31 protein-coding genes and 3 pseudogenes are annotated in these 25,317 nt (G+C 57.4%); 15 read left to right on the forward strand and 19 right to left on the reverse strand.

Annotation, left to right across the window (positions count from 1 at the left end; all coding sequences use genetic code 11):
• Positions 1 to 2: 2 nt before the first annotated feature.
• The 5 genes from arsH to ACIOVF_RS27215 are packed head-to-tail and all read right to left on the reverse strand — an operon-like array spanning position 3 to position 3,072.
• Positions 3 to 719 (reverse strand): arsenical resistance protein ArsH, encoded by a 717-nt coding sequence (gene arsH / locus ACIOVF_RS27195; RefSeq protein WP_258610654.1) that lies wholly within the window; start codon positions 717 to 719, stop codon positions 3 to 5.
• A gap of 4 nt (positions 720 to 723) precedes the next feature.
• Positions 724 to 1,785 (reverse strand): ACR3 family arsenite efflux transporter, encoded by a 1,062-nt coding sequence (gene arsB / locus ACIOVF_RS27200; protein WP_075046325.1) that lies wholly within the window; start codon positions 1,783 to 1,785, stop codon positions 724 to 726.
• An 18-nt stretch (positions 1,786 to 1,803) separates the two neighbouring features.
• Positions 1,804 to 2,274: an arsenate reductase ArsC gene (locus ACIOVF_RS27205; protein WP_195884033.1), complete on the reverse strand. Its 471-nt coding sequence runs from the start codon at positions 2,272 to 2,274 to the stop codon at positions 1,804 to 1,806.
• Between the two features lie 19 nt (positions 2,275 to 2,293).
• Positions 2,294 to 2,650, reverse strand: a complete 357-nt coding sequence (locus ACIOVF_RS27210) for a metalloregulator ArsR/SmtB family transcription factor (RefSeq protein WP_028944961.1) — start codon at positions 2,648 to 2,650, stop codon at positions 2,294 to 2,296.
• Positions 2,651 to 2,658: 8 nt separating this feature from the next.
• Complete coding sequence (locus ACIOVF_RS27215) at positions 2,659 to 3,072, reverse strand: arsenate reductase ArsC (RefSeq protein WP_401293944.1); 414 nt, start codon at positions 3,070 to 3,072, stop codon at positions 2,659 to 2,661.
• A 115-nt stretch (positions 3,073 to 3,187) separates the two neighbouring features.
• Between ACIOVF_RS27215 and ACIOVF_RS27220 the strand changes: the two genes are divergently transcribed.
• The 6 genes and pseudogenes from ACIOVF_RS27220 to ACIOVF_RS27245 all read left to right on the forward strand — a co-directional run bounded on the left by ACIOVF_RS27220 (position 3,188) and on the right by ACIOVF_RS27245 (position 7,070).
• Positions 3,188 to 3,526 (forward strand): helix-turn-helix transcriptional regulator, encoded by a 339-nt coding sequence (locus ACIOVF_RS27220; RefSeq protein ID WP_115089606.1) that lies wholly within the window; start codon positions 3,188 to 3,190, stop codon positions 3,524 to 3,526.
• Positions 3,527 to 3,566: 40 nt separating this feature from the next.
• Positions 3,567 to 4,658 carry an NAD(P)/FAD-dependent oxidoreductase gene (locus tag ACIOVF_RS27225; protein WP_258610655.1) on the forward strand — a complete coding sequence of 364 codons (1,092 nt, stop codon included), beginning with the start codon at positions 3,567 to 3,569 and terminating at the stop codon, positions 4,656 to 4,658.
• Between the two features lie 129 nt (positions 4,659 to 4,787).
• A pseudogene (locus ACIOVF_RS27230) lies at positions 4,788 to 4,925 on the forward strand (hypothetical protein); the annotation flags it as partial.
• A gap of 203 nt (positions 4,926 to 5,128) precedes the next feature.
• Positions 5,129 to 5,671 carry a DUF3455 domain-containing protein gene (locus ACIOVF_RS27235; protein ID WP_203583940.1) on the forward strand — a complete coding sequence of 181 codons (543 nt, stop codon included), beginning with the start codon at positions 5,129 to 5,131 and terminating at the stop codon, positions 5,669 to 5,671.
• 110 nt (positions 5,672 to 5,781) lie between these two features.
• Positions 5,782 to 6,342: a sigma-70 family RNA polymerase sigma factor gene (locus tag ACIOVF_RS27240; RefSeq protein WP_195885995.1), complete on the forward strand. Its 561-nt coding sequence runs from the start codon at positions 5,782 to 5,784 to the stop codon at positions 6,340 to 6,342.
• Positions 6,339 to 7,070, forward strand: coding sequence for an anti-sigma factor domain-containing protein (locus ACIOVF_RS27245; protein ID WP_258610656.1), 732 nt, complete (start codon positions 6,339 to 6,341; stop codon positions 7,068 to 7,070). Before ACIOVF_RS27240 ends, ACIOVF_RS27245 begins: the two co-directional genes overlap by 4 nt.
• A 184-nt stretch (positions 7,071 to 7,254) precedes the next feature.
• Here ACIOVF_RS27245 and ACIOVF_RS27250 read toward each other — a convergent pair whose 3' ends face one another.
• A complete protein-coding gene (locus tag ACIOVF_RS27250; RefSeq protein WP_115089611.1) occupies positions 7,255 to 8,025 on the reverse strand; it encodes an SDR family NAD(P)-dependent oxidoreductase in 771 nt (256 codons plus the stop codon).
• A gap of 137 nt (positions 8,026 to 8,162) precedes the next feature.
• Here ACIOVF_RS27250 and ACIOVF_RS27255 point away from each other — a divergent pair, with 137 nt between their 5' ends.
• From ACIOVF_RS27255 to ACIOVF_RS27275, 5 genes are read left to right on the forward strand one after another with little or no spacing between them, the layout of a single operon-like run.
• Positions 8,163 to 8,711 carry a chalcone isomerase family protein gene (locus tag ACIOVF_RS27255; protein WP_401293950.1) on the forward strand — a complete coding sequence of 183 codons (549 nt, stop codon included), beginning with the start codon at positions 8,163 to 8,165 and terminating at the stop codon, positions 8,709 to 8,711.
• 3 nt (positions 8,712 to 8,714) lie between these two features.
• The gene (locus tag ACIOVF_RS27260; protein ID WP_258610657.1) at positions 8,715 to 9,251 is read left to right on the forward strand and encodes a DUF3833 domain-containing protein; all 537 of its coding nucleotides are present in this window, start codon (positions 8,715 to 8,717) and stop codon (positions 9,249 to 9,251) included.
• Positions 9,248 to 9,553: a DUF6482 family protein gene (locus tag ACIOVF_RS27265; RefSeq protein ID WP_195884039.1), complete on the forward strand. Its 306-nt coding sequence runs from the start codon at positions 9,248 to 9,250 to the stop codon at positions 9,551 to 9,553. The genes ACIOVF_RS27260 and ACIOVF_RS27265 overlap by 4 nt, the downstream gene beginning before the upstream one ends.
• Before the next feature lie 20 nt (positions 9,554 to 9,573).
• Complete coding sequence (locus ACIOVF_RS27270; protein WP_401293954.1) at positions 9,574 to 11,088, forward strand: cryptochrome/photolyase family protein; 1,515 nt, start codon at positions 9,574 to 9,576, stop codon at positions 11,086 to 11,088.
• Positions 11,085 to 11,264, forward strand: coding sequence for a DUF2256 domain-containing protein (locus tag ACIOVF_RS27275; RefSeq protein WP_115089615.1), 180 nt, complete (start codon positions 11,085 to 11,087; stop codon positions 11,262 to 11,264). The genes ACIOVF_RS27270 and ACIOVF_RS27275 overlap by 4 nt, the downstream gene beginning before the upstream one ends.
• Here ACIOVF_RS27275 and ACIOVF_RS27280 read toward each other — a convergent pair.
• From ACIOVF_RS27280 to ACIOVF_RS27310, 7 genes are all read right to left on the reverse strand, one after another.
• Positions 11,205 to 11,678: a DUF2878 domain-containing protein gene (locus tag ACIOVF_RS27280; RefSeq protein ID WP_401293958.1), complete on the reverse strand. Its 474-nt coding sequence runs from the start codon at positions 11,676 to 11,678 to the stop codon at positions 11,205 to 11,207. The genes ACIOVF_RS27275 and ACIOVF_RS27280 overlap by 60 nt on opposite strands.
• Positions 11,679 to 11,695: 17 nt before the next feature.
• Positions 11,696 to 12,955: a class I SAM-dependent methyltransferase gene (locus tag ACIOVF_RS27285; protein ID WP_401293961.1), complete on the reverse strand. Its 1,260-nt coding sequence runs from the start codon at positions 12,953 to 12,955 to the stop codon at positions 11,696 to 11,698.
• On the reverse strand, positions 12,930 to 13,739 hold the full coding sequence (locus ACIOVF_RS27290; protein WP_115089617.1) for a DUF1365 domain-containing protein: 810 nt from the start codon (positions 13,737 to 13,739) through the stop codon (positions 12,930 to 12,932). The genes ACIOVF_RS27285 and ACIOVF_RS27290 overlap by 26 nt, the downstream gene beginning before the upstream one ends.
• Positions 13,736 to 14,983, reverse strand: a complete 1,248-nt coding sequence (locus tag ACIOVF_RS27295) for an NAD(P)/FAD-dependent oxidoreductase (protein WP_401293964.1) — start codon at positions 14,981 to 14,983, stop codon at positions 13,736 to 13,738. The genes ACIOVF_RS27290 and ACIOVF_RS27295 overlap by 4 nt, the downstream gene beginning before the upstream one ends.
• Positions 14,984 to 14,988: 5 nt before the next feature.
• On the reverse strand, positions 14,989 to 15,741 hold the full coding sequence (locus ACIOVF_RS27300) for an SDR family NAD(P)-dependent oxidoreductase (protein WP_195884043.1): 753 nt from the start codon (positions 15,739 to 15,741) through the stop codon (positions 14,989 to 14,991).
• A complete protein-coding gene (locus tag ACIOVF_RS27305; RefSeq protein ID WP_195884044.1) occupies positions 15,738 to 16,160 on the reverse strand; it encodes a nuclear transport factor 2 family protein in 423 nt (140 codons plus the stop codon). The genes ACIOVF_RS27300 and ACIOVF_RS27305 overlap by 4 nt, the downstream gene beginning before the upstream one ends.
• A 108-nt stretch (positions 16,161 to 16,268) precedes the next feature.
• Complete coding sequence (locus ACIOVF_RS27310; protein WP_115089621.1) at positions 16,269 to 16,715, reverse strand: PAS domain-containing protein; 447 nt, start codon at positions 16,713 to 16,715, stop codon at positions 16,269 to 16,271.
• Positions 16,716 to 16,871: 156 nt separating this feature from the next.
• Here ACIOVF_RS27310 and ACIOVF_RS27315 point away from each other — a divergent pair, with 156 nt between their 5' ends.
• Positions 16,872 to 17,771, forward strand: coding sequence for a MerR family transcriptional regulator (locus tag ACIOVF_RS27315; protein WP_258610661.1), 900 nt, complete (start codon positions 16,872 to 16,874; stop codon positions 17,769 to 17,771).
• Between the two features lie 753 nt (positions 17,772 to 18,524).
• On the opposite strand, the pseudogene ACIOVF_RS27320 reads toward ACIOVF_RS27315, so the two are convergent.
• Both ACIOVF_RS27320 and ACIOVF_RS27325 read right to left on the reverse strand, forming a co-directional pair.
• Positions 18,525 to 19,506: pseudogene (locus ACIOVF_RS27320) on the reverse strand (IS3 family transposase).
• A 77-nt stretch (positions 19,507 to 19,583) separates the two neighbouring features.
• Positions 19,584 to 19,691: pseudogene (locus ACIOVF_RS27325) on the reverse strand (chromate resistance protein); the annotation flags it as partial.
• A 216-nt stretch (positions 19,692 to 19,907) separates the two neighbouring features.
• Here ACIOVF_RS27325 and ACIOVF_RS27330 point away from each other — a divergent pair.
• The 3 genes from ACIOVF_RS27330 to ACIOVF_RS27340 are packed head-to-tail and all read left to right on the forward strand — an operon-like array spanning position 19,908 to position 21,066.
• Entirely contained in the window at positions 19,908 to 20,213 is a 306-nt protein-coding gene (locus tag ACIOVF_RS27330) for a metalloregulator ArsR/SmtB family transcription factor (RefSeq protein WP_115086606.1), read from the forward strand.
• Positions 20,210 to 20,644: a YeeE/YedE family protein gene (locus ACIOVF_RS27335; protein WP_258610662.1), complete on the forward strand. Its 435-nt coding sequence runs from the start codon at positions 20,210 to 20,212 to the stop codon at positions 20,642 to 20,644. Before ACIOVF_RS27330 ends, ACIOVF_RS27335 begins: the two co-directional genes overlap by 4 nt.
• A gap of 2 nt (positions 20,645 to 20,646) precedes the next feature.
• On the forward strand, positions 20,647 to 21,066 hold the full coding sequence (locus ACIOVF_RS27340) for a DUF6691 family protein (protein WP_115086608.1): 420 nt from the start codon (positions 20,647 to 20,649) through the stop codon (positions 21,064 to 21,066).
• 50 nt (positions 21,067 to 21,116) lie between these two features.
• Here the strand turns inward: ACIOVF_RS27340 and ACIOVF_RS27345 are convergent, their stop codons facing one another.
• From ACIOVF_RS27345 to ACIOVF_RS27360, 4 genes are all read right to left on the reverse strand, one after another.
• The gene (locus ACIOVF_RS27345; protein ID WP_203583949.1) at positions 21,117 to 22,358 is read right to left on the reverse strand and encodes a DUF4010 domain-containing protein; all 1,242 of its coding nucleotides are present in this window, start codon (positions 22,356 to 22,358) and stop codon (positions 21,117 to 21,119) included.
• A 71-nt stretch (positions 22,359 to 22,429) separates the two neighbouring features.
• Positions 22,430 to 23,230 carry a helix-turn-helix domain-containing protein gene (locus ACIOVF_RS27350; RefSeq protein WP_401293972.1) on the reverse strand — a complete coding sequence of 267 codons (801 nt, stop codon included), beginning with the start codon at positions 23,228 to 23,230 and terminating at the stop codon, positions 22,430 to 22,432.
• Positions 23,231 to 23,485: 255 nt separating this feature from the next.
• Complete coding sequence (locus ACIOVF_RS27355) at positions 23,486 to 23,971, reverse strand: Hsp20/alpha crystallin family protein (protein ID WP_401293975.1); 486 nt, start codon at positions 23,969 to 23,971, stop codon at positions 23,486 to 23,488.
• 79 nt (positions 23,972 to 24,050) lie between these two features.
• Positions 24,051 to 25,124, reverse strand: a complete 1,074-nt coding sequence (locus ACIOVF_RS27360) for an NAD(P)-dependent alcohol dehydrogenase (RefSeq protein WP_401293978.1) — start codon at positions 25,122 to 25,124, stop codon at positions 24,051 to 24,053.
• Positions 25,125 to 25,317: the final 193 nt, after the last annotated feature.

The raw sequence follows: 25,317 nt of genomic DNA on the forward strand, positions 1-25,317 counted from the left end.
CCTCAGATGGAGCGTTGATTGACGCGCTTCGATAGTTCTTCAGCCGACTCTTTGCGTTCGGAGTAGCGATCGACCATATAGTCGGCGCGATCACGCAGAAGCAGGGTGAATTTCACCAGCTCCTCCATCACGTCGACGACACGGTCGTAGTACGCAGAGGGCTTCATGCGGCCCGTCTCGTCGAACTCCAGATAGGCCTTCGGCACTGACGACTGGTTAGGGATGGTGAACATGCGCATCCAGCGGCCAAGCACGCGTAGTTGGTTGACCACGTTGAATGACTGCGAGCCACCGCAGACCTGCATCACCGCGAGGGTTTTGCCCTGCGTCGGCCGCACTGCACCCATGCTCAGCGGAATCCAGTCGATCTGCGACTTGAACACGCCGGTCATCGCACCGTGGCGTTCTGGTGAACACCAGACCATGCCTTCCGACCAGAGCACCAGGTCGCGCAGCTCTTTGACCATGGGGTGGTCGTCGGGTACGTCATCCGGCAGCGGCAGGCCCGACGGATTGAAGATCCGCGTCTCGGCACCGAAGTGCTCCAGCAGGCGGGCTGCTTCCTCGGTCAGAAGGCGGCTGAAAGAGCGCTCTCGGGTCGATCCATACAGCAGCAGGATGCGCGGTTTGTGAGTGGACTGCTGCTCGATAGCCAGCTTTTCGGAAGACGGCAGATCGATCAGATCACTGTCGATGTTGGGGATATGGTGTTCGGTCATGATTTCACTCCTGGGACAAGGCACCAGATGGCTGATCGAACCAGCGACGCTTGAGCCACAAGGCAACGCCGACCAGGGAGATCAGTACCGGTACTTCCACCAAAGGCCCGATGACGGTGGCAAATGCTACCGGCGAGGCAAGGCCAAAAGTGGCAATGGCCACGGCAATGGCCAGTTCGAAGTTGTTACTGGCAGCGGTAAATGCCAGCGCGGTGGTGCGTGGGTAGTCGGCCTCCAGCAGCTTGCCCATCCAGAAGCTGATGAAGAACATCACCACGAAGTAGATGGTTAGCGGGATGGCTATGCGCAGCACATCCAGAGGCAGTTGCAGCACCATGTCGCCTTTCAGGCTGAACATAGCGACGATGGTCAGCAGCAACGCCACGAGCGTCAGCGGGCTGATCTTCGGAATGAAGCGCTCCTCGTACCACGCGGAGCCCTTACGGCTGATCAGGATCTTGCGGGTCAGGAAGCCAGCCAGGAATGGGATACCCAGATAGATCAGTACCGATTGGGCAATTTCGATGAAGCTGGTTTCGATGATGCTACCTTCCAGCCCGAACAGCGGCGGCAGAAGGCCCAGGAAGATCCAGGCATACACGCTGAAGAACAGAATTTGGAAGATGCTGTTGAAGGCGACCAAGCCCGCAACGTATTGGTTGTTGCCGCCTGCAATCTGGTTCCACACCAGCACCATGGCGATGCAGCGTGCCAAGCCGATGAGGATTAGGCCGGTCATGTACTCGGGCTTGTCGGAGAGGAATACGACAGCCAACCCGAACATCAGCACCGGGCCAATCACCCAATTCTGAATCAGCGACAAGGCGAGGATGCGCTTGTCTTTGAAGACCTGTGGTAGCTCCTCGTATTTCACCTTCGCCAATGGCGGGTACATCATGACGATCAGGCCAATGGCAATGGGGATGTTTGTCGAGCCAACCGACAGGCTGTTCAGCCATGCAGGCAGTCCCTGGAAGAGACTGCCGAGGCCAATGCCAAGGCCCATGGCCAAAAAGATCCAGACCGTTAGGTAGCGATCGAGGAATGAAAGGCGGCTCTTGCTCATGGTGAATCTCCCTTAACGTCAGAGCGTTCCGATGCGTGCCAGCTCGGCCTTGAGCTGGGCGGCATCCAGTTGTTCGAAAGGCAATGCGAGAAATGCCGTAATGCGGCGCTTGATGTGTTCAAGCGTGGCGTCGAAAGCCTCGTCCAGTTCGGCGGCGCTACCTTGCAGGTCGGACGGATCGGAAAGCCCCCAATGAGCTTTTACTGCTGGCCCGAAGAACACCGGGCATGCTTCGCCAGCGGCCTTGTCGCAGACGGTGATGACAAAGTCCGGGGCAAGCTCGGCGTGTGAATCACTGGACTTGCTGCTGAGACCATCGGTGGAAATACCGGCGCGCTGCAACGCGGCGATGGACAACGGATGCACCTCGCCCTTGGGCTGGCTGCCGGTGCTGAAGGCCTTCATACCGGTCGGGGCCAGGTGGTTGAACACGGCTTCAGACAGGATGCTGCGGCAGCTATTGGCGGTGCAGAGGAACAGAACTTTCATCGGCTTTTCTCGGCAGTGATCAGCAGCAGGAGGCCACGCGCTGTGGGCGGTCACCCATGGTGTCCAGTCGTTTGGAGCTGGTGCTCAGCCATTCGCGGTTGGCCTCCAGCGTCGTTGCCAGGACTTCGCGTACCCAGGCGGGCAGCTCGGGATGTAGCCGGTAGTAAACCCATTGACCCTGCCGGCGGTCTTCCAGCAGGTCACACGTGCGCAATTGCGCCAGGTGGCGGGAAACCTTGGGCTGGCTTTCTTCCAGCGCACAGGTCAGTTCACAGACGCAGAGCTCTTCCTCGCGAGCGATCAGCAACATCATCCGAATGCGGGTTTCGTCGGCGAGGCATTTGAAAACCTTGGTAGGGGTCAGCGAGTCAGTCATAGCGGTTCTCAGTGCTTGGTTTTCACGAGGACGAACATCTTGATGCGCTCATGAATCTCGTGAAGCGTGTGGCGGAAGGCATCGTGTTTGTCGCTGGTGACAGGGTCTTCGAAGTTCCATACCAGCTGCTCGCCAAAAGCCGGAAGCGCTTGGCATTCCTGGGCGGCCTTGTCACAGAGGGTAATGACGTAGTCGAAGTGTTCACCGGCGAACTCGTCGATGGATTTGCTACGCAGGGCGCTGGAGTCGATGGCGAGGTGCTCAAGGGCGGCATAGGTTCGCGGGTCGACTTCGCCAGGCTGAGTACCTGCGCTGAAAGCCTCGAAGCGCACAGGGTCTGTGTGTCGGAGCAATGCTTCGGCGAGTTGGGAGCGAGCAGCGTTGGCGGTGCAAACAAACAGGACGCGGATCTTGCCAGTCATCACTAGATACTCTGCGTGTATATGGTTTTCCAAATATACGATTTTCCAAATGTATCGCAAGCTTGCGATGATGGGTGGCTTTACATGTGCGTCTTCATGCACATATATTGCTCTCATGACGACTCCTGACAATCTCCGCGCCCAAGCCATCGATGCTGCCATTGAGTCGCTGGATGAAGCCTTCTTCAAAGCCCTCTGCGAACCCTCTAGGGTCGCGGTGTTCAAGCGCGTGCTTCAGTTAGGGAGGGCGGATGTCGGCGAAATCGCCAAAGCTTTGCCGCAGGAGCGCTCTGTGATCTCAAGGCACTTACAGGTGCTGCACGACGCTCACATCGTGAAAGCCACCAAAGTGGGCAGACAGGTTTTCTATGAAGTGAATGGCGGGGCGATCGTCGAGCGTTTGGAGGGCCTCCTCCAGCGAACCAAGGGTCTGGTTTCGCTGTGCTGCCCGTAGCGTGGCTTTTTTCTCCTGATATATGCATGAGTGTGCACATATGAATGAATTGAGTCGTACTTTGGATGTGGTTGTCATCGGTGGTGGGCAAGCAGGTTTGGCGACTGGCTGGCACTTGCAGCAGCGCGGCTTGGAATTCCTCATCTTGGATGAGCAGGCATCTCCTGGCGGGAACTGGCGGAACTACTACGACAGCCTGCAGCTGTTCTCCCCGGCGGAATACTCGGCGTTGCCAGGGCTGCCGTTTCCTGGTGACCCCAAGAGCTATCCGCTACGAGACGAGGTGGTGCAGTACCTGGAAGCCTATGCTGCCGAGTTTCGACTGCCTTTTCAGGGCGGCATCCGAGTGGTGGGCGTAGCGCAGAAGGAAAAGGTGTTTGAGGTTCGCTGCGACACCGGAGCGATCCTCACCGCACGTTCTGTGGTCGTAGCATCGGGAGGATTTAGCCGGCCGTTCACGCCCAGCGTTCCTGGGTTGGAGGGCTTCTCAGGGACATGTCTGCATAGCTCAGCATATCGAACGCCAGAGCCCTTTACTGGCCAGCGCGTCGTAGTGGTTGGAGCCGCGAACTCAGCTGTCCAGATCGCTTATGAGCTTGCAGGCGTCGCCGAGGTAGTGCTGGCAACCCGCGAGAAAATCCGTTTCTTCCCGCAGCGAATCCTCGGACTCGATTTTCATACCTGGCTGAAATTCACCAAGCTGGAGCAAACACGATGGTTGAGTGACCAGAGCACGCCCGTGCTCGATACCGGTAAGTACCGGAAGGCTCTCAACGCCGGTCTATTCCAGCGCAGGGCCATGTTCCAGCAAGTGCTACCCGATTCTGTTGTCTGGCCGGACAGAAGCACTACTCAGGTCGATGCGCTGATTTTTGCGACGGGCTTCCAGCCAAACCTAGATTTCCTGACGGGCCTCCCGGTCGCAGACCGGAGTGGGCGTGTGCTGCAGCATAACGGTGTGGCCAGCCAGGTGCCAGGCCTGTACTTCGTGGGCTTGCCTCAACAAAGGAACTTCGCTTCGGCAACACTCAGGGGCGTGGGTGCAGACGCCAGTTACCTGATGCCCCGATTGCTTAGTCACCTGAGCAAGGGCCGCTCGCTTCACCTGTCAGCGTCGCCCCGCCAGATCTGAACTCTGGCTGGGCGACGGCGAGACGTATTGCAACGTGCCCCTAGAGCTGCCGCCATGTCGTACACCTCAACCCGGTTTGGCCGGCGGGACCTGCTTAAAGCCGGCGCTTTGATTGCTGGCGGTGTCTGGGTCAACATCAGCGAGCGGGCAGCAGTTCCCAAACGAATTGAATTCCTCGAAGCGTTGCCACTGACTGCCGTGGGCAAGATATTCAAGCCCGCTTTGCAGCAGCGGGAAATTGGGGTACTGGAGAGGGCAAACGTGAAGACCACGCGATCCTGTATCCGGTCAGAATCTGCTGCCCCCAATCCAAGAGCTGACACTCACACCGGCAAGCGATCAAGGACTTGCTCTACGGCGTTAGTTGTAATGATATTTCTAATGTAACTGCATCCAGATCGACCTCCAGCGGGTAGTACAGGTAGTAGCCATCGCGCTGCTGAGCTGATTATCCTTCTGGAGAGGCTTACATGAACGCCATACGATTCCTCTGCATGACCAGTACTACGCTCGCTGTCACCTGTTTGTCACTCATGATCCCTGCGGCCTATGGACAGGCAAATCTGCCCGACAGCATCAAGGTTCCGGACGGCCACAAGACCGTACTGGAAGCCGTAGGCGTGGGCGAAATCACTTATGAATGCCGCGACAAAGCCAACGCCGCCGGCCAGACCGAATGGGTGTTTGTCGGGCCCAAGGCGGTGCTCAATGATCGTAGCGGCAAACAGATCGGCACCTACTTTGGACCGCCTGCCACCTGGCAAGCCAAAGACGGCTCCAAAGTCACCGGGACGCAACTGTCTGTTGCCCCTTCAAGCACCGGTGACCTCCCTTATCAGTTGGTCAAGGCCAACCCAGCTGAAGGCAAAGGCGCGATGAACGGTGTCAGCTATATCCAGCGGGTGGCCGTCAAAGGCGGCGTAGCCCCCAGTAGCGAATGCTCCGCCGCAAACAAGGGCAAACAAGAGATGGTCAAATATCAGGCTGACTATATTTTCTGGACAGCCAATTAAGCCAGCGATTCAGAGCAGCCTGACAGCGCACAAAGTCGTCTACGCTGCTCTGATCGAACTCCAGCTATACGGCTGGGGGCTACCCCTTGCTGACGGCGGAAAAATTGTCCTTGCCCGAGCCCGGTTTTGACTATGAATCCTGCCTGATTGCCTGCGCCAGAGGCGACCAGCAGGCACTACGGGATTTATATGAGCAGGAAAGTCCTCGGCTTTTGGGTGTCGCCAGGCGCATTGCGCGTGACAACGTTCTGGCCGAAGACATCGTGCACGATGCCTTTATCAGGATCTGGACCCGTGCCGCCAGTTTCAACCCGGCAAGAGGCTCAGCACGTGGCTGGATTTTCAGCGTGACGCGGCACCTGGCGCTTAATTTCATGCGTAATGGCGCCAGGGAAGTACAGGTCAGTGAGCAGAGCGAAACGGCGTTGCACGCTTCAGCCTCCATGGAGGCATCGCTAGAGACTGCGCAAACCTTCGATTATCACGGCCATTCAGGGCGCATTTATACCTGCCTTGAGCAACTGGAGCCGGCGCGGCGCACCTGCATACTTCATGCGTATGTCGACGGCTATTCGCATGCACAAATCGCACAGAAACTGGGTACACCACTGGGGACGGTCAAAGCCTGGATCAAACGCAGTCTGGTGGCATTGCGGGAGTGCATGGGATGACCGAGACCCCTCAAGATCAAAGCCCGGACGACATCGACGCGCTGGCCAGTGAGTATGTTCTGGGCACGCTGCAGGCCGAGCAGCGCATCGAAGTACAAAAGCGTCTGGCCCAAGACACTGAACTACGATCCGCTGTAGATGCTTGGGAGCAGCGCTTATACCCGTTGACTGAACTGGTTGAAGCGCAATCGCCTACGCCACGCCTCTGGGAGCGTATCGAGCGCAGCGTGAACAGCATTGAGCGACAAGCACCACGAGCAACGGCCGCCGCACAGCCGAACTCATGGTGGAACCGTCTTGCACTATGGCGTGGGCTGGCGGCGACAGGTCTTGTCGCATCGCTGTTGCTCGCAACCGCACTCCTGACCCAAACCGCTCAGATGAAACCGATCACCTACCTGGTCGTTCTGGTGGCGCCACAAAATCAGACGCCCGGCTGGGTGATTCAGGCGAGCAGTCCACGGGAAATCCAACTGATACCTTTGGGGGGCACGCAAGTCCCTGCCGACAAAGCACTTGAGTTCTGGACCAAAGCCGACGACTGGCAAGGACCGGTATCTCTTGGATTGGTCACACCTGGACAAACACTTTCTGTTCCTCTAGATAAACTGCCACCGCTGGAGCCCAACCAGCTCTTTGAACTGACGCTGGAAAGTCCCACTGGATCGAAGACTGGCAAACCCACAGGACCGGTGCAATTCATCGGCCGTGCCGTGAAAGTAATCTGATGGTCCCTCCAGGCTTGGTTGTAGTTGTCTGCTCCGGGTCCAAGCTGGATGAAACGTTAGAGCGAGATTGATAGTCATAACTGCAACCTAAATCGCGCTCCTACTCTAATTTCAGGCCCTGTTGGCAAACTGGATGCTGGTAGGTTTCATGCAACGCTTTCTGCTGTGACAAAGGCAGGGAGGTTCACCAGGCGACCGGCTGATGGTCCCATGCCCAGAAAGTGCCGCTGTGAGCTGGCCCGTGCCGAGCGATTAGTTCGAGGATGCACTGCGCGGCAAACGCAGGCGCGAACAGTTTGTCTGGCGGTACATTGGCCTGGAACGGTTGAGAAAGGCGGGTAGCCGTCGTGCCGGGGTGTAGCGCCAGCACCGTCGACGCGGGGTTCAGCCGCTTCAGTTCGATACTGGCGGTGCGCAACAGTTGGTTGAGCGCCGCCTTGCTGGCCCGGTAGCTGTACCAGCCACCCAGACGGTTGTCGCTGATTGAGCCGACTCTCGCCGAAAGCGCGGCGAAGGTCGTAGGCTGATGCAGCAGCAGCGGGAAGAGGTGTTTAAGCAGTAAGATGGGGGCAAAGCTGTTGGTGACGAAACTGGCCTGCAGGCTTGCTAAGTCTAACTGCGCAAGTTTTTTTTCCGCCCGTGCTGGAGCGTCGTGCAGCACGCCCAGTGTGCTGATCACTAGATGCAAACACTCGCAAGTTGCGCCGATATGACGAGTCAGTTTCTCCAGCGACTTTTCGTAGCGGGCGTCGCAATTGATGCGTATCAAACGCCGGCCATGTTGCCGGGCCAACGCCTCCAGACCCGCGCTGTGGTTAGCCTGACGCGAGACAGCAAACACCTGCCTAACGTCATCACGCGCTAGCAATTGTGAGCAAAGCGCAAGACCGATGCCTTCGCTGGCGCCGCAGACAAGAGTGTTTGCTGCCACAGCTAGATTGGTGATCAGCGTCATATTGCTCTCCCGGCAAGATGTTGCCGCGGTATTAACCCCCGGGTCATACGAAATTGATCATCACCTTCGATATTTGTACTCAAAACTGTACATTAAAATATACTTGTACAGTATTTTCTCTTCCCGGTGTCCCGCACATGGCAAGCAGAACCTCAGCACTCAGCCTATTCGCCTTGGCCTTTCTTATGACGATCACACAGCCTGCATTGTCAGACTGGAGGCCTTCGCTTTCAGAGGCGCGCGTGGTCGGCAGCGGCGAATTCACCTGGTTCGGCCTGCGTCTTTACACCGCCCGCCTGTGGAGCGCCGGTGCTGCATGGAGCTGGAATGAGCCGTTCGCCCTCGAGCTGATCTACCACCGGGCATTGACCCGGGAAACGTTGGTGCAGGCCAGCATTGATGAAATGCAGCGCCTAGCTGACCGTCCAATGGCGAGGGAAACCGTGAAGCGATGGTCAAAAGCGATGCAGGAAGCGTTTGTGGATGTGCGCCCGGGCATGCGCATCACCGGTCTGTACCTACCGGGGCAAGGTTGCCGATTCTATGTCGATGGCCAACTCAGCCTTGAAGTGGCCGACCCGGCCTTCGCCCGTGCTTTCTTCGCCATTTGGGTTGATCCGCGGGCCCGTGATCCACAATTGCGCCAGCGCCTGCTCGGGCTGGCCGGGAGCGACCGAGGAGACTGAAATATGTACAAAGTGCTTCTGTTGATCGGCTGCTTGCTACTAGGTAGTTGCGGAAACGTCGGCGTTGAGCGCTACGCTGGGGAGCATCCACGCCTCAACCTGGTGGAGTTTTTCTCGCGGCCGGTGCAGGCCTGGGGCATGTTCCAAAAGCGCTCGGGGGCGGTAGTCAAGCGCTTCCATGTGCGTATCGACAGCCGCCGCGAGGGCGAACGACTGATCCTCGACGAGCATTTTCTGTACAGCGACGGTACGCGCCAGCAGAGAACCTGGACCCTAACCCCGGACGGCCCCAGTCGCTGGCGCGGCACCGCTGGTGACGTGATTGGCGAGGCCATCGGTGAAGTAGCGGGTAATACGTTGCGCTGGCGCTACCGCCTGGACCTGCCTGTTGATGGGCGGCACTGGGAGGTGGACCTGGATGACTGGATGTACCTGATGGACGATGACACCCTCCTAAACCGCTCGAGCATGAGCAAACTCGGTGTGGAGATTGGGCAGATAACCTTGTTCTTCCGCCGCTTGCCGGAGGGCACACCATGAACCTGAAGCAGCTGATCAAGTCGGCGAGCGCTCGCGATATCAATGAGCTTGAAGTTCTGTTACTTGAAGGGGGCTTTAACGTGTTGCGCGTGTTGACCGACACCGGGCCCTATTCCTTGTGCGACGCGAACGGCGAAGTTTTGCGCCTGCGCTCGACCACCGAGCTCCGGCAATTTCTGGCCGATGTGCCTCCAGTGCCGTGCATGCTGGTGCAGTATTTGGTGCACGAGGAAATATGCGGCCAGCGCGGCGGTCCTGTTGCCCCGCTGCGGGTGCCGTTTACGCTAACCAGCCAGTGGTAGCGCAGGGGAGGCGCCTGGGTTTGGTGCTGGGCGATCAGCTGTCTTTTGACCTGGCGGTGCTGCGCGCCCTGGACCCGGCACGCGACGTTCTGCTGATGGCTGAGGTCGAGGGTGAAGCACGCTATGTGCCGCATCATCCGCAGAAGATTGTGCTGATACTCAGCGCAATGCGCCATTTCGCTCAGGCCCTGCGCGAGCGAGGCTGGAATGTGCACTACCAACAACTGGATACGCCGGGCAACAGCGGTAGTATCGCCGGGGAGCTACAGCGGTGGCAGGCGTTACTGCATGCAGACGAGGTGCATGTAACCGAATGTGGCGAGTGGCGGCTAGAACAGGCGTTACGTGATGCCGGGTTGCCGCTTGTGTGGCATCGTGACACCCGCTTTCTATGTTCGCGCGAAGCCTTCGCGCGTTGGTCCGCTGGCCGCAAGCACTTGCGAATGGAGCACTTCTATCGGGGAATGCGCAAGCGTTGTGGCCTGCTGCTGGAACCTGAAGGAAGCCCTGCCGGAGGTGCCTGGAATTTTGATGGCGACAACCGTAAGCCACTGCCGCGTGGTCTGCGCGGGCCAATTCCCGCACAATTTGCTCATGATGCGATCACAGCGGCGGTGGTGACATTAGTACGTGAGCGTTTTGCCGACCATTATGGTGCAGTCGATACCTTTGACTACCCGGTCACTCATGACCAAGCACAGCAGCTCTGGGAGCACTTTCTTGAGTTCAGTCTTGCGGCCTTCGGTGACTATCAGGATGCGATGGCTGAGGGCGAACCATACCTTTTTCATGCACGCATCAGTGCAGCACTGAATATCGGCCTGCTGGATGTGCGCCGGCTGTGTGACGATGTCGACCGAGCCTGGCGCGAGGGGAGGGTACCGCTCAACGCCGCCGAAGGCTTTATCCGCCAGTTGATCGGTTGGCGCGAGTTTGTGCGGGGTATCTACTGGCTACGCATGCCCGAATACGCGGCGCTGAATTACTTGGGCAACGACCGATCGCTGCCCGAATTTTATTGGACGGGGCAGACCGGCATGCGCTGCATGGCCCAGGTGATTGATCAGACCCTGGAGTTGGGCTACGCGCATCATATCCAGCGACTGATGGTCACCGGTAATTTCGCGTTACTGGCCGGCATCGCGCCGCCCGCGATATGCGAATGGTACCTGGCCGTGTACATGGATGCCTTCGACTGGGTCGAGCTGCCCAATACACTGGGCATGGTGATGCATGCAGATGGTGGTTACCTTGGCTCGAAGCCCTATTGCGCCAGCGGTCGTTATATTCAGCGCATGTCCGACCATTGCAAATCTTGCAGCTACAAAGTCGAACACGCCGTGGAGGAGGACGCTTGTCCGTTTAATGCACTCTATTGGCATTTCCTCATCCGTCATCGCCAGTTACTGTCGAAAAACCCTCGACTGGCATTGGTCTATCGCAGTCTGGATGGCATGTCGTCGACCCGGCGCGATGCGGTGTGGCTACGTGGCCAGAGGCTGTTGGCACACCTGGATGCGGGGGAGTCGATATGAACAAGCGATTGTTGCCGAGCAAGTTCTGCGTCGTGTGTGGCTTGCCGTTCACCTGGCGCAAGCGTTGGGCACGCTGCTGGGAGCACGTTCGCTACTGTTCTGAGCGCTGTCGCCGCTCAGCGCCACGACGCGACCCGCACGGCGAGGGGCAAGACCAGCGCCCAGATCGGCGCTAGCAGCAGGCCTGTGCCGACGTGCCCCATCGGCAGATCAACACCTGTGAGCCTGGCACCGGCCAGATATGCCAGCGGGCCACTGAACATGCCCACCAGAGCCGCCCGCCAGTAGGGGCGTCCTGTCCAAGCCAGGCTATGGCGCAAGCCGCTGGCTAACACCAGCCACAGTAATGCCAGCCACACAGGCAAGGGCCGCTGGTCAAAGCTGAACACCCCCACAGAGCCCAACAGAGTGTCCAGCAAGCACCCTGCAAGTGCCACGCGCAAAAGCGCACGCACTTCGGCGCTACGCTCCTGACAAAGGCGCAGGTGTAAAGCTAGTCCGATCGGCACAATGAGCAGAAGCCATTGAACGTGTGCACCCAAGACGCATGCCCACCAGCCGACCTGAAGCCAAAGGGCATTGCCGATCATCCACCCGCGGCCCAATTTTACGTGCCCGGCAATGGCGCCCGGCGAGCCCGCGGCGTAGCCCACAGTAACTGCGCCACGCCGATCGCGCGCTCTTCAAAGCCGCCTTGGCAGTAGCACAGGTAGAACTCCCACAAGCGCTGGAAGGTGTCGTCGTAGCCCAGTTCCGTCAGCACCGTCCGCGCTTGACGCAAGTTGTCATGCCAATGACGTAGGGTACGCGCGTAGTCCAGACCGAAGTCTTCGAGGTGTACCAGGTTCAGCGCGGTCTGGCGGCTAGCGGTTTCGAGCATCACGCTCAGCGAAGGTAGCGCGCCTCCGGGGAAGATGTAACGTTGGATGAAGTCCACCGAGCGGCGGGCCAGTGCATAGCGCTGGTCGCGAATGGTGATGGCCTGTAACAGCATCAGGCCATCGTCTTTGAGCAACGACTCACACTGGCGAAAATAGGTGGGTAGATAGCGGTGTCCGACGGCCTCGATCATCTCGATCGATACCAGTTTATCGAAACGTCCGCGCAGATCACGGTAATCCTCGCGCAACACCGTAATACGTTGCTCCAGGCCCAGCGCCTTCACACGTTGGCACGTATAAGCGTACTGCGCGTCGGAGAGTGTCGTGGTGGTAACGCGGCAGCCGTGGCGGGTAGCGGCATGGATGGCCAGGCTGCCCCAGCCGCTGCCAATCTCCAGAAGATGCTCGTGGGGTTTGAGCTCAAGCTTCTGGCAGATGCGTTCCAGCTTGTTCAGCTGGGCCGCTTCAAGGGTCTGTTCGGCACTGTCGAACTGTGCGGCGGAGTACATCATAGTCGGGTCGAGCAAACGCTCGAACAGGGCGTTGCCCATGTCGTAATGGGCGAGAATGTTGCGTCGAGCGCCTCGTCGGCTGTTCCGGTTGAGCCGGTGCAGCAAGCGCAGGACCGGGCGCCCGAGTCGAGACAGGCCTGCCTCCATGGCGTCGAGGACATCGAGGTTGGCAACGAACAGACGGGTCACAGCCGCTAGGTCAGGACTGCGCCAATAGCCGTGGATATACGCTTCCCCAGCACCAATCGAGCCATTACCGGCGATCAGGTTCCAGGTCGCGTCTTCGAGGATCTCCACCTCGGCTTGCAACTGACTCGCCGGGTCGCCGAAGCTCCACTGCTGACCCTTGCTGAGCACGCGTAGATGTCCTTGGCTCAACCGCCGTAACTGAGCGAGCACGGTGTTTCGGGTGAGGCCGCCCAGGAATGGGGTGATGCCTGTTGACTTGCTAACGCTCAGAGTGGGATTGGACATGATCGGGGTCCTTGCAAGGTTTACCGAGCACTAGGTTGCCCTGGCCGGCAGTGTGGTCGTGAATGGGGGTGCGCTTGAGCAAGAGGCGCAAGGCTTGCCAATAGATGGATGAAACGGTGCGTAGGCTCATCCACGGAAAAGCCAAAATGTGCCGATGCAAGGTGGCGCGATTGAGCGGCTGGCGTTGCAATGCTAGATCGGCCTCGAACACTTTGTGCCCCGCACGCCAGTTCTCCATATGGATGCGCACGCGTTGCTCATCGAGGAAGAAATGCAGGCGATAATCCATATCCAGCGGCATGAACGGCGAGACGTGGAACGCTTTGGCCATGGCGAATGAGCGTCCCTGACCCTCCTGTACCGGCAGCACGTAGTGAAAGCGTTCGCGCCAAGGTGTGTTACGCACCTCCAGCAGGATTGCTGCCAGGTGCCCGTCAACGTCATGGCAAAAATAGAAGCTCACAGGGTTGAACGACAGCCCCCAGCAGCGTGGTTGGGCGAGCAATTGCACGGCACCTTCGGGGCGCTGTCCGGTGGCTTGCTCCACTAATAGACGCGCGGCCTGCGCCAATGATTCTCCATCACGGGTCAGCCCCGGCAGGTAATCGGTTTCGCGCCAGCTCAGGGGCGCAAACCGCGACCGGCCCAGCCAGGGAGAGAGACCTGTTAGCCAGGCCTGCTCATCCAGATCCAGGTAGAACAAGCCGATCCGGTAGCGGAATGCATGGTGGTGCGGGGCCATCCGGCGGTGGCTGACCCAGCCCTGGCACAAACTGCTGTTCACAGGCGCTCTCCAAAGTGCTCGGCCACTTTAAGTGCGCTGAGCACCCCGTCCTCGTGAAAGCCATTGCCCCAGTAGGCTCCGCAGTAGTAACTGTTTTGCCTGCCCTGTAGTTCGCCGTGGCGGGCCTGGGCTATCAATGCTGCGAGGCTGTATTGGGGGTGGGCGTATTTGAAGCGGGCCAGAATCTGCGCGGGATCCACCAGCGCGGTCTGATTGAGGCTCACGCAGAACGTTACCGGCGCTTCGATTGCTTGAAGGATGCTCATGTTGTAGGTCAGAGCCGCGGGGGCCTGTTCCTCGCCGCCCAGGCGGTAGTTCCAACTGGCCCAGGCCTTGCGCCGGCGCGGCAGCAGTCGGGTGTCGGTGTGAAGCACTACGTCATTGCTGGCATAGGTGATGGCGCTCAACACCGAGCGTTCGGCCACGCTGGGTCTTCCCAGCAGGGCCAGGGCCTGGTCGCTATGGCAGGCAAACACAATGCTGTCGAAACGCTCCATGCCCGCCGCGCTGAAGAGGGTTACGCCGCCTTCGTCACGCTCGACCCGCTTGACCGGACAGTTCAAGCGGATGCGCTCGGCAAAGGGCCGGCACAACGGCGCCACATAGCTGCGTGAGCCGCCCTCGATCACCCGCCACTGCGGACGGTGGCTCACCGATAACAGGCCGTGATTTCGGCAGAAGCGCACAAAGAACTGCAAGGGAAAAGCGAGCATTTCGGCAAGTGACATAGACCAGATTGCCGAGCCCATGGGCACGATGTAATGGTCGATGAAGCGTTGCCCATAGCCCTGTGTCTTAAGGTAGATACCGAGGGTCGTTTCACTATCAATGCGCTGGTTGTCCAGATCGGCCAGAACCTCGCGGTTAAAACGCAGGATATCCTTCAGCATGCCCCAGAATCCGGGGGACACCAGGTTACGACGCTGCGCGAACAACGTGTCCAAGCCATGGCCGTTGTATTCGAAACCTCTACGTGGGTCATGCACTGAAAAGCTCATCTGCGTGGGCTGCGAGGCAACCTTTAGATGGTCGAGCAAGCGGATGAAGTTTGGGTAGGTCCAGTCGTTGAACACGATGAACCCGGTATCCACCGCGTACCGCTGGCCTTGCCATTGCACATCGACTGTATGGGTATGGCCGCCGATCCAATCGGCGGCCTCAAATACCGTCACCTCGTGCCGGCGGGACAGCAGGTAGCTGCAGGTTAGTCCAGCGATGCCGGTGCCGATGATGGCGATACGCATGAGTTTTAGTCCTTTGGGGCACGCACCAGGCGCTGGCAAAGCTTCAGTCGCCAGCGCACCGGCAGGGCGCCGATCACGCGCAGGCCCAGCGTAAATGCAGTGGGGAAGTTAATTTCCAGCGGGCGTCGCGGCAGGCGTGCAGTGATATGTGCGGCGGCACGCTCGGTGGTCCACAACTGAGGCATGGGGAAGTCGTTGCGACGGGTCAACGGCGTATCGACGAATCCAGGGCTGACCAGCGTTACGGCAATACCTTCATTGATCAGGTCGAAGCGAAGCGATTCCACCAGGTAGCGCACGGCCGCCTTGGAGGCGCCATAGGCTCCGGCACGAGGGAGCGACAACCAGGTCACCGCACTGCCCATTACGACCAGGTGCGGGCGCTCACCGCGATGCAGCAAAGGGAGGGCCGCTGCAATACAGTGGCTTACACCAAACAGGTTGGTGCGCACCACACGTTCGACCAGTGCCGGGTCGAAGAGTCCTGGTTCGAGGTATTCGCACGTTCCGGCATTGAGGATAACCAGGTCCAGCGCCCCCCAGGTGTGCTCGATCTGTGCGGTGATCCTGGAGACCTGCTCAGCGCAATCGACATCGCCGACGGCCGCCAATACCTGCCCCGGATATCGTTGCATCAAGTGCAATAAGCGGTTGGCATCACGTGTACCCAAGGCAACCCGGTGCCCTTGGTCCAGCAATTGGACGGCAAGGGCAGCGCCGATTCCGCTACTTGCCCCCGTCAGCCAGCAACGGCTCATACCAGCCGGCCCTTGAGCAAGCGGATAGCGCCGCCCATGACTGGTACGTGCTCGTAAAGCAGTGCACCTGCGTCAAAGTAGTCCTGGTGGAAGTGAACACGCTCTTGCCACTTGAGAAAACTGCAGCCCTGCAGACTGATCAGCCTGCCATTGGCGAGTCGGGGGTGGCGGAACTCTAGCGTCCAGCGCAGGTAGCCCTGGCCCGGCTGAACTTCGTCCGCGCCGGCGATAACGTAACGAATGTCCTGTGCGTTGGCGTAAAGCTCGGTGAAGTAGCGACGAAGCGCTGCCAGGCCATCGATCTGATGCAAGGGATCACGGAACGTTACGTTATCGCTATACAGTTTTTCGAGGCTATCGAGGCTCCGCCCATCAAGGCTGGAGAAGCGCTCCGCGAAATACTGCAGATAAGTGGACATGCAAGGCTCCCGAAAATCCTGTACAACAGTGAAATTCTGTACAGATATAAGAGGAGCTTACGTATAAATCTATACAAGTCAACGGCCCTGTATAGATTTGTTGCAAGGTCAGCCGTTGCCTGATGCGAGTTGTCGACGCAAATCGACTATCTCTGCCTCCAGTTCGCGGACCCGCTCTTCGGCGAAGACCTGTGCCGTAACATCACGCTGGATGCCGATGTAGTAAGTCAGTTCATCGGCATCGTTGTGTACGGGGGTGATAGACAGCTCATTCCAGAACAGGCTGCCATCCTTGCGATAGTTGCGCAGCACTTGGCAACACGGGCGCCCTTCGCGAATTGCCTCGCGGATGGCTGCGATACCTGGTTGGTTGTGGTCCTGGCCCTGGAGGAAGCGGCAATCCTGATAGAGGATGTCGTCCGTGGCGTAGCCGGTGAGGCGCTCGAAGGCAGGGTTGGTGTAGATCAGGATGCTGTCGTCGCCTTCCTGCTCGGCGACGACGATGCCATCGTTGGAGCTCTCGACCATTAATTGCAAGAGTTTTGCGTCGATCATGTGGCCCACCCACTCAAGTAGCGTTTTCGGTATGCGCAGCGTAGACCTTTGTGCTGGAAGGCTAAGGTGCGGTTGTCGATATCATGATGGAAGAACGATCGCCGTAGAAGGTTGGTATGGGTTTAGAATGTGCAACCGCCCTGATGATCACTTGCGATGACTGAAGCGACCTCCACCGATTTGCTGCCCATGCGCGATGTCGTCAACTTGACTGGCATAAATCCAGTGACCCTGCGCGCCTGGGAACGTCGTCATGGTTTGATTCGCCCCCAACGCACCGAAGGCGGGCACCGCCTGTACACGGCCCAGGATGTACAGCGCATACGCGACATACTGCGCTGGACCGGTAGTGGCTTGCCGATCAGCAAGGTGGGTGAGTTGCTCGCACGCCAGCACGACGAAGTCGCCCGCCCGCCCGGGCCGCAGACCGATTCCATTGAGCATTGGCGCGCTGCTGTACTACTAGCGACGAAAGCATTCGACCGGCAGGCGCTCGAGGGCATTCATGGTCAGCTTTTCACCTTGTACCCCAAGGCTACGGTGTTGCTCGATGTGCTGATGCCGGTCTGGCGCAGTCTGTTGTCTGGCAGCGCTTTCGGTCAGCGTAGCCAATGGCTGTTCCTCGATACTTTTCTGCGAGCTCGCCTATTGCTACGTCTGCAACTAAATCAACTCGGTGCCCCATGTGTGTTACTGGCCGGCATTGAAGGAAGCGCTGAGCTGGATTTGCTGAGCAACGGCTTACTTCTCAGTAGTGAGCGGTGGCGTATCGAGGTGTTAGGCAGTGGGCAGCCGCTCGAGGAACTGCCATTGTTGTGCGCGACCCTCCAGCCTGCAGCACTTGTGCTCGCACTCCAGGGGCCCGTAAACACGGCACTGGCGAAGAAGCTATGTTCCTTACAGATGGACATTGCCTGTCCACTTGCATTGATTGGGGACGGGTTGCCTGACTCGATTGCAGTTCTGCACGATATTCCGATCGCGCTTCTGGATCAGCGAAACGTTGGAGCTAGTTTGAAACTGGATGCATTGCTCAGGGGCGCTTTGGAGCTTTGACTGACCGCTCAAGGGCCTTAGACGTTGCGCTGCCTGTTGCCTGACTATGTTCTTCAACCCGTTCGACTGTTTAGTGCTCGCGCGTTGAACATAGCGGATTGTCGGAGTGTAGTGTGAGCGGGGAAAGAGTCGCTCATCTTCGGTCTATTGATCTGGTATCTGCGAGAATTGCTGCATCAGCGGTGCCTTGGCGCGCGTCAGCACCATGACCACGCGTACCTGGTTCTCCGGTACGTCGAGGACGGCGCAGTCCACAATGTGCGGCGAGGCTTGATATCCCAATGCCTGTGCAGCCTGCACCATCCCAGGTACAGCACTCAGTCGGTGAACTCCGACACGTCGTCAATTAGTGCCGCATGTGGCCGGTGGAACTCCAGCTACGACGCCGGGGCCCAGGCCGTCGAGCGCGAGGCATCGTGCTCAGTGTTCTCGACTTTTTGCCGCGGGCGTTAGAGTGGCCCCGGCTGCAGGGCGAGGCGAGTAGGAGGTCATGGGCAGGAACCTGCTCCCAGCGGGTCTGATGGGTCTTGACAAACGTCTTGGGTGCGTTGGGGACTGTCCGTAGATAAGCCATTTTTAACGTAACTGCAGTGCATCTAGGGTGTCAAGGACTGAATTCCGGGGTACTAAAAAATGCCCTCAGGGCTCCTGATTTGCTATTAAGCCATCCATCGGTCTGAATCCCCCCGGGTTTCGTAGACACCTCTTTGCCTTAAACTGGACTACCCCCATTACGATAGACATTTTCCGGTCTCATAACGAGGCGCTTTCAAAGGCCTCAGGACTGACACCGCCCAAGTGACTATGACGGCGAGTACGGTTGTAAAACACTTCGATGTAATCGAACACATCGGCCCGAGCCAGATCACGGGTTTTATAGATGCGCTTGCTTATGCGCTCTTTCTTTAAGCTGCTGAAAAAGGATTCAGCCAGAGCATTATCCCAACAGTTGCCGCGCCGACTCATGCTGGGTTCTAGGTTGTTGGCAGCACAGAATCGTTTCCATTCATCACTGCCGTACTGGCTGCCCTGATCCGAGTGAGCGATGACCCGACTTTTGTGCTTGCGTCGCCAGAGGGCCATCAGCAATGCATCCAAGGCCAACTCGCGGGCTAGAGTCGGCTTCATCGACCAGCCAACCACCTTGCGTGCATACAGATCCACTAACACAGCCAAGTACAGGCAGCCTTGCCAGCGGTCACCCAGGCTTTATTGGGCGCATCGACGGTGAACTCTCGGTTGAGATGGTTGGGGCCGATGATTGAGGGGCGCCCAGCGATCGGGCGGGGTGCCTTGTATCCGCGTAGCGCCTTGATCTTGTGGACGCGCATCAAACGAGCAACACGATACTTGCCGCAGGTTTCCCTGGGTCAAGTTTTTTGACGGGGACTTAGCCTCCCAAAAGCCAGCGACCACTGTCCAGCGGATTCAATGTAGTACGTAGTGTTTCTAGTCCAGTGGGACGCGGCGCGCCGGGGAGGCGGTTTTTTAGGATATCTCGCTCTTCTTCAATGCGGCGCATCTGGGCCCTCAGCCGCAGGATTTTGCTCTTGGCTTCGAGCAATTCGCTGGCCTGCTTTTCTGATTTATCAGGGGTGACGGCGCTCACCCATTTGTAGAGGCTGTGAGTCGAGACGCCGAGGCGTGCGGCAATCTCCGCGACTGAATAGCCGCGTTCAACCACCTGCCTGACGGCTTCCGCCTTGAATTCCGGGGTGTATCGCTGGGTACTCATAGACTTCCTCCTATGCTCAAAGCATAGGCCGGGGATGTCCACCTTTCCGGGGGCAGTCCAAAGAACTTGCAAGGTGTCTAGAAAGCCCGGGGCGATTCAGTTGTCAGTTGATCGTCATCGCCGATGCACTCTCTCAAGCCGGCGAGGACACGCTCGATACCCGGTGCCTCGGAAGGTTGGTTTCCTCGGCATTCGTGCTGTTGGCTGCGCTAATTTCTATTGGCCTTCCAAGGCATGGGCAGGCCCTTTGAGACCTTCGGCACCAACGTCGCCGGGGCATATCGTCGGAACCTGATCGGTCGTGGTACTTGCAGGTTTTGTATTATATTATATTATATTATTTTATATAATATATTTAGATGTATCATGTGAGCGAGATTACAGTCATAGAAGGACTGGCGATGGATGTTCAGCAGTTACGCGGCAACACCGAAGCAGCAGCTCAGTTGCTTAAAACCCTGGGAAATCCAGAGCGACTGCTGTTGCTATGCCAGTTGTCTGAAGGTGAGCGCAGTGTAAGTGAGCTGGAGTCCCTGCTTGGCATTCAGCAGCCCACCTTGTCTCAGCAATTAGGGGTTTTGAGGCGCGAAGATCTGGTGGCGACAAGGCGTGAAGGTAAGCAGATTTTCTATCGCATCGATAGTCCAGCTGCCCTGGCGGTGATTAAAACCTTGTATCAATGGTTCTGTGCGAAGGAGCCGAAATGACTATCGACTGGGTCAATTTCACACCTTGGTCGGCCTTGCTCGGCGGTGCGTTGATCGGGCTTGCCGTGAGCCTGTTTGCACTTGTGAATGGCCGTATTGCCGGTATTAGCGGGCTGCTGGGCAGTTTGCTGCAAAAGAAGGGCGAGGGCAGAGGCGAGAAAGCACTGTTTCTCCTGGGGGTGTTGGTCGCCCCCCTAGTGTGGCGGTTATTTGCGGGTCGGCCGGTCGTACAGTTTCAGACAGACTGGGTAGGGTTGCTTGTGGCCGGTTTGCTGGTTGGCCTGGGAACACGTTACGCGGCAGGTTGCACCAGTGGGCATGGTGTCTGTGGACTGGCGCGTCTGTCGCCTCGTTCACTTGTCGCAACACTGTGCTTTATGTGCGCGGGATTTGCAGTTGTATTCGTTAGCCGTCACCTGGCAGGAGTATGAGCATGCGATGGGTAATGGCTTTTATCTGCGGTGTGGTGTTTGGCCTTGGCTTGTTGTTGGCGGGCATGGTTAATCCAGCCAAGGTAATCGGCTTTCTGGATCTGGCAGGAAGCTGGGATCCATCACTCGGGTTGGTAATGGTGGGTGCTATCGGGGTGGCACTTTTGCCCATGCAGTGGAGCAGCAAACAAACACGCTCGATGCTTGGTTTGCCGATGCAAATGCCTCGGATGCGGGCACTAGATCGGCAGTTGGTGGTGGGCAGCCTGGTATTTGGTGTCGGTTGGGGTATTGCCGGTATCTGCCCGGGGCCTGCACTCGCCCTGGTGTTAAGTGGCCACTGGCAAATACTAGTATTCGTACTTGCGATGTTGGTGGGAATGGCGCTCTTCAGCCTGCTTGAAAGCTGGCGTGCTCGTTAAAGATCCATGAGTGCCATCGTGTCTCAGCCTTGAGAGAAGGGGCGGATCCTTTACTGGAGCAGCAATCCAGCCCACATCGAAGTAATGATCGCCAACTGACCGACTATGACATAAGCGGCAAATTTTGCGCCCCCGCTGATCCAGGCTAGAACACATTTGGTAAGTGTATTGCTGCTCATTGCGGTCAGCGCGGGCACCGCAATGTCGGCCATTGATAGTTGCCCGGACTTTACCACCGACGCGATAGATGCTGCCGTTGCGTGAGCATCAGCCAGGCCGCTAAATACCGACGCAATCAGTACACCATTGTGTCCAAAGGCATGCAGCAGTGCCGAGGACAGCAACGTGATGCCCGTTACGGCCACAGTCACAACGAGGGCGACCTTGAGATTGAAAGCACTGTCGCCGACTTGGGTTGCGGCCTGCACAAGCGCAGGGTTCCATGGGGCGAGGAGCAGCGAACCATATGCCACTGTTGTGAACGCAGCCAGCAAAATAGAAGCCCATAATTCCCCCAAAAAAGCCGGATCGACTGTACCCAGCACCAGACCCAACATCGCGATAGTCGCTAGGTTAGAGAATATCGCTGCGGCGCTGAACGCTTTGACAGACGACTGTTCACTTCGGGCCAGATGTCCCATCAGGGCGATGGTCGCCGAGCCTGAAGCAAACCCAGATGCGATGGCACTGAGGGTATAGCCATAGCGCTTGCCTACCACACGTAAGGCAATATGACCCAATGCCCCAGCCCCCATCAGCAGTACGGTCAGGGTACAGATTGTGCGGGGATTGATGGCACCAAATGGGCCGACGAAGCGATCGGGTGCCAAGGGGAGAATGACCAACACGGCTATCAGCAGTACCAACCCATCGCGGACTTCGCTTTCAGTCAGTTGATTGCGGACAAATCGATGCAGTTCTTGCCTGAATGCGAGAACAACCGTAAGCACGACCCCGACAGCGACAGCCAGTTCGGGCTGGTCATAACTCAAGGCGCCGAGTAGCAAGACGAAAAGCAGAGCAATTTCACTGGTGATGCCTGGATCCTTGCCAGAGTGTTTCCAGTAGGCGACTGCAACGATGATTGCCAAGGCAATACTCATGATGGCGACCAACATCGTACCCGCTACGGCCATGCATACGTAACCCAGTACAGACGTGATGGCAAAGGTTCTAAGTCCGGCAAACGCACGATGCTCCCCGGTACCTTTTTTGCGTTCACGCTCCAGGCCTACGAGCATACCTATACCCAAGGCAGCAGCGAGATGGGTAATGTCCAGGGTTTCAAGCATGACTGCCGCATCGATGCGCGGGGGAGGGCAGTTGTCGAGGCTGCTTGGGACGGGCTGAAATACATCCCAGCTTATTGATTTGCCGCTGAGCCTTTACTGTAGCCATGTTCTAGAGCCTTCAAGCCAGGCAAATTCAAAATTTCCACTGTACGTCCGCTGAACTGCACTACGTCCAGGTGGCGCAGGTGTGCTATGCATCTACAGACGGTTTCAAGTCTCAACCCCAGATAGGACGCAATGTCATCTCTCGACATGCGCAGAACAAAGCTATGGGCGGAAAACCCGCGTTCTACGTATCGTTTGGATAAGCCTAGTAGAAAGCTGGCCATTCGTTCTTCTGCGGTGAGGTTGCACATCATTAAAAGCCGCTTATGCTCTCGAACAATTTCACTGCTGAGCAGCCTATTGAGGCTTTGTTGTAGGAACGGGAACTCATGGGCCAACGACTCTAGGCGTTGATAAGGAATAAGGCAAACTTCACTGTCCTCAAGAGCAAATGCACTGCATACATGCCGGTTGGTGCTGATCGCATCGCACCCCATTGTGTCTCCTGTCATCCAGAAGTTGGTTACCAGCCCTTGTCCTTCCGCATTTGCAAAGCAGGTCTTAAAGCTTCCGAGGCGTACTGCATAAAGGTATTCCAATGGGTCGTTGGCGTAATACAAGCCGTAACCTTTCTTGATCCGTATGCGCTGCCTGATCAGCTCACTGAAACGGTCGTTTCCGTGTTTGCACAAGCCAGTTGGAAGACACAACGAACTGACCCTGCAATCCACGCAAGCCGCCCTGTATGGGTTTACATTGATCGGTGATACCACCCCTATGGGATTACGTTCCTCTAGGTCAGTGGCAACGTTCAGGAGACTATGCATTTCTCACCTCCGATACCGGGGTAGCAGATCCTGATGGGGCAATAGGGTCATGCAGGTCGCGAATTATGAGCTTGCCAGGTACCAGAGGATAGCTAGCAATCATCGCCAGGGAGTGTGGGGCGTTCAATCGAGTATTAAGTCGATCAACGAAGGCTGTCGCTTCGTCAATACTTCGAAAACTCACCATCCATACGTCCAGGTGTACCCACCAACGGTTTTGACGCGGATGATTTTCAATGTAGACGTTCATTGATGCTACTCCGTAATCGATGCAGTGGAATGCAAAGGACGCCGGTTTTGTGAGTGCTTTCTAGGTACGCTGAATACCAACAAACCCTGATGGTAATTGAGAGTGAAATGGTCAAGATCCATTGACGGCGGAATGGTTCGTGAAGAACTAAACCACCCACACTCAGATGAGATAGCTGTCGTCGAGGCGTCGGCAGCATCCGGCACCACCCAACCGCTTAAGGTGAATTGCTGCGTTGTAATCCCAATCTGCAAGCTGTCGATACCTACAGACTGCAAGTCTGCGGTGACGATGAACTGATCCCCGATGTTCCTGGCGAACAGGACAGGTTGGTAGGGCAATCCCACTTCGCGGCGCAACATGAGTTCCAGGTCTGGGGCGCGGTAGCTCCGTTTGCCGCCGACGAGACCAAGCAAGCGTTTTCTAGTCTGGTTGAGCATTGCACCAGGGGCTAGTCGCGGCAGGATGGACAGAAGGAGTAATTTGAACATTTGACGCGCTCCACATTCGATCGAATCAGGAACGGCGTCCATGCCATCAGGTGTTCAAGCTGCTGAAAGCACATGTAATTCAGGGCGTAATGGCTACTTTCATGACACCGTCCCGTTGATGTCCAAATAGTTCGTAGGCGGCTTCAATGTCGTCCAACTTGAACCGGTGCGTCACCAGTGGCGCCAGATCAATGCGCCCGCTGGCGATGACTTCCATCAAGCGTCGCATACGCTCTTTGCCGCCGGGGCACAATGTGCTCACGATGTTGTAGTCGCCTAGGCCCGCAGCGAAGGCATCGAGGGGAATCCGCAAGTCTGAAGAGTAAACGCCAAGGCTGGATAAGGTTCCTCCCGGACGTAGCACCCGCAGCGCTGATTCAAATGTCGATTGGGTTCCAAGTGCTTCAATCGCGACATCGACCCCACGGCCGTAAGTTATCGCCATGATCTGCTCGACGACATTGCCTTGTGTGAAGTCGATTACGTGTGTAGCACCTAGCTGACGGGCAACGGTCATACGCGTATTTACGGTATCGACACCGATGATCGTGCCTGCACCTTTCAAGCGGGCACCGGCCACCGCGCAAAGACCAATGGGCCCTAGCGCAAATACGGCGACCGTATCACCGATTTTTACATCACCCCGTTCTGCACCGCTGAACCCGGTAGACATGATGTCTGGGCACATCAAGACTTGTTCGTCACTAAGGTTATCGGGGATCAGTGAAAGGTTGGCCATGGCGTCAGGCACCCGAACATACTCGGCCTGGCAGCCATCAATCGTGTTGCCGAACTTCCAACCACCAATAGCCTTGAATCCATGAAGGGTGCCCGGCCCATCCTGGGATGAGCATCCACACAGGCACGCATTACTGTGGCCGCTTGGGGTTATTGCGCCAGCAATGACCCGCTGTCCTTCGCTAAAGCCTTGAGCCTGGGCGCCGAGCTTTTCAATGATACCAACGGGTTCATGACCTATGGTCAGCCCTTTGGCGACAGGGTATTCACCACGGAGGATGTGGATGTCGGTTCCGCAGATCGTCGTGGTTGTGAGCCGCACCAACGCATCGGCGGGGCCAATGTCCGGAATTGGCTTTTCGTCCAGTACTATCCGGTTTTTCTCCACAAAAATTGCAGCTTTCATGGTAGCCATGGCAGCGGTTCCTCTTTGGGATCGTGGCATTCACTTCTGCTTAGCGTGCGCTGAAAATCATCGAATCAATTGACTGGGATCAAGGAATCAAATCCATTTTTTGTAGTTAGGTTACCGTGCGTCGGACTGCGCCGATGGTCGTGTGCTACACCCAATCGCCGTGTCCTTTTGAGGTGGTGTGCATCCGATTTTG

Source organism: Pseudomonas sp. NPDC087612 (genome assembly GCF_044743505.1).
GTDB lineage: Bacteria > Pseudomonadota > Gammaproteobacteria > Pseudomonadales > Pseudomonadaceae > Aquipseudomonas.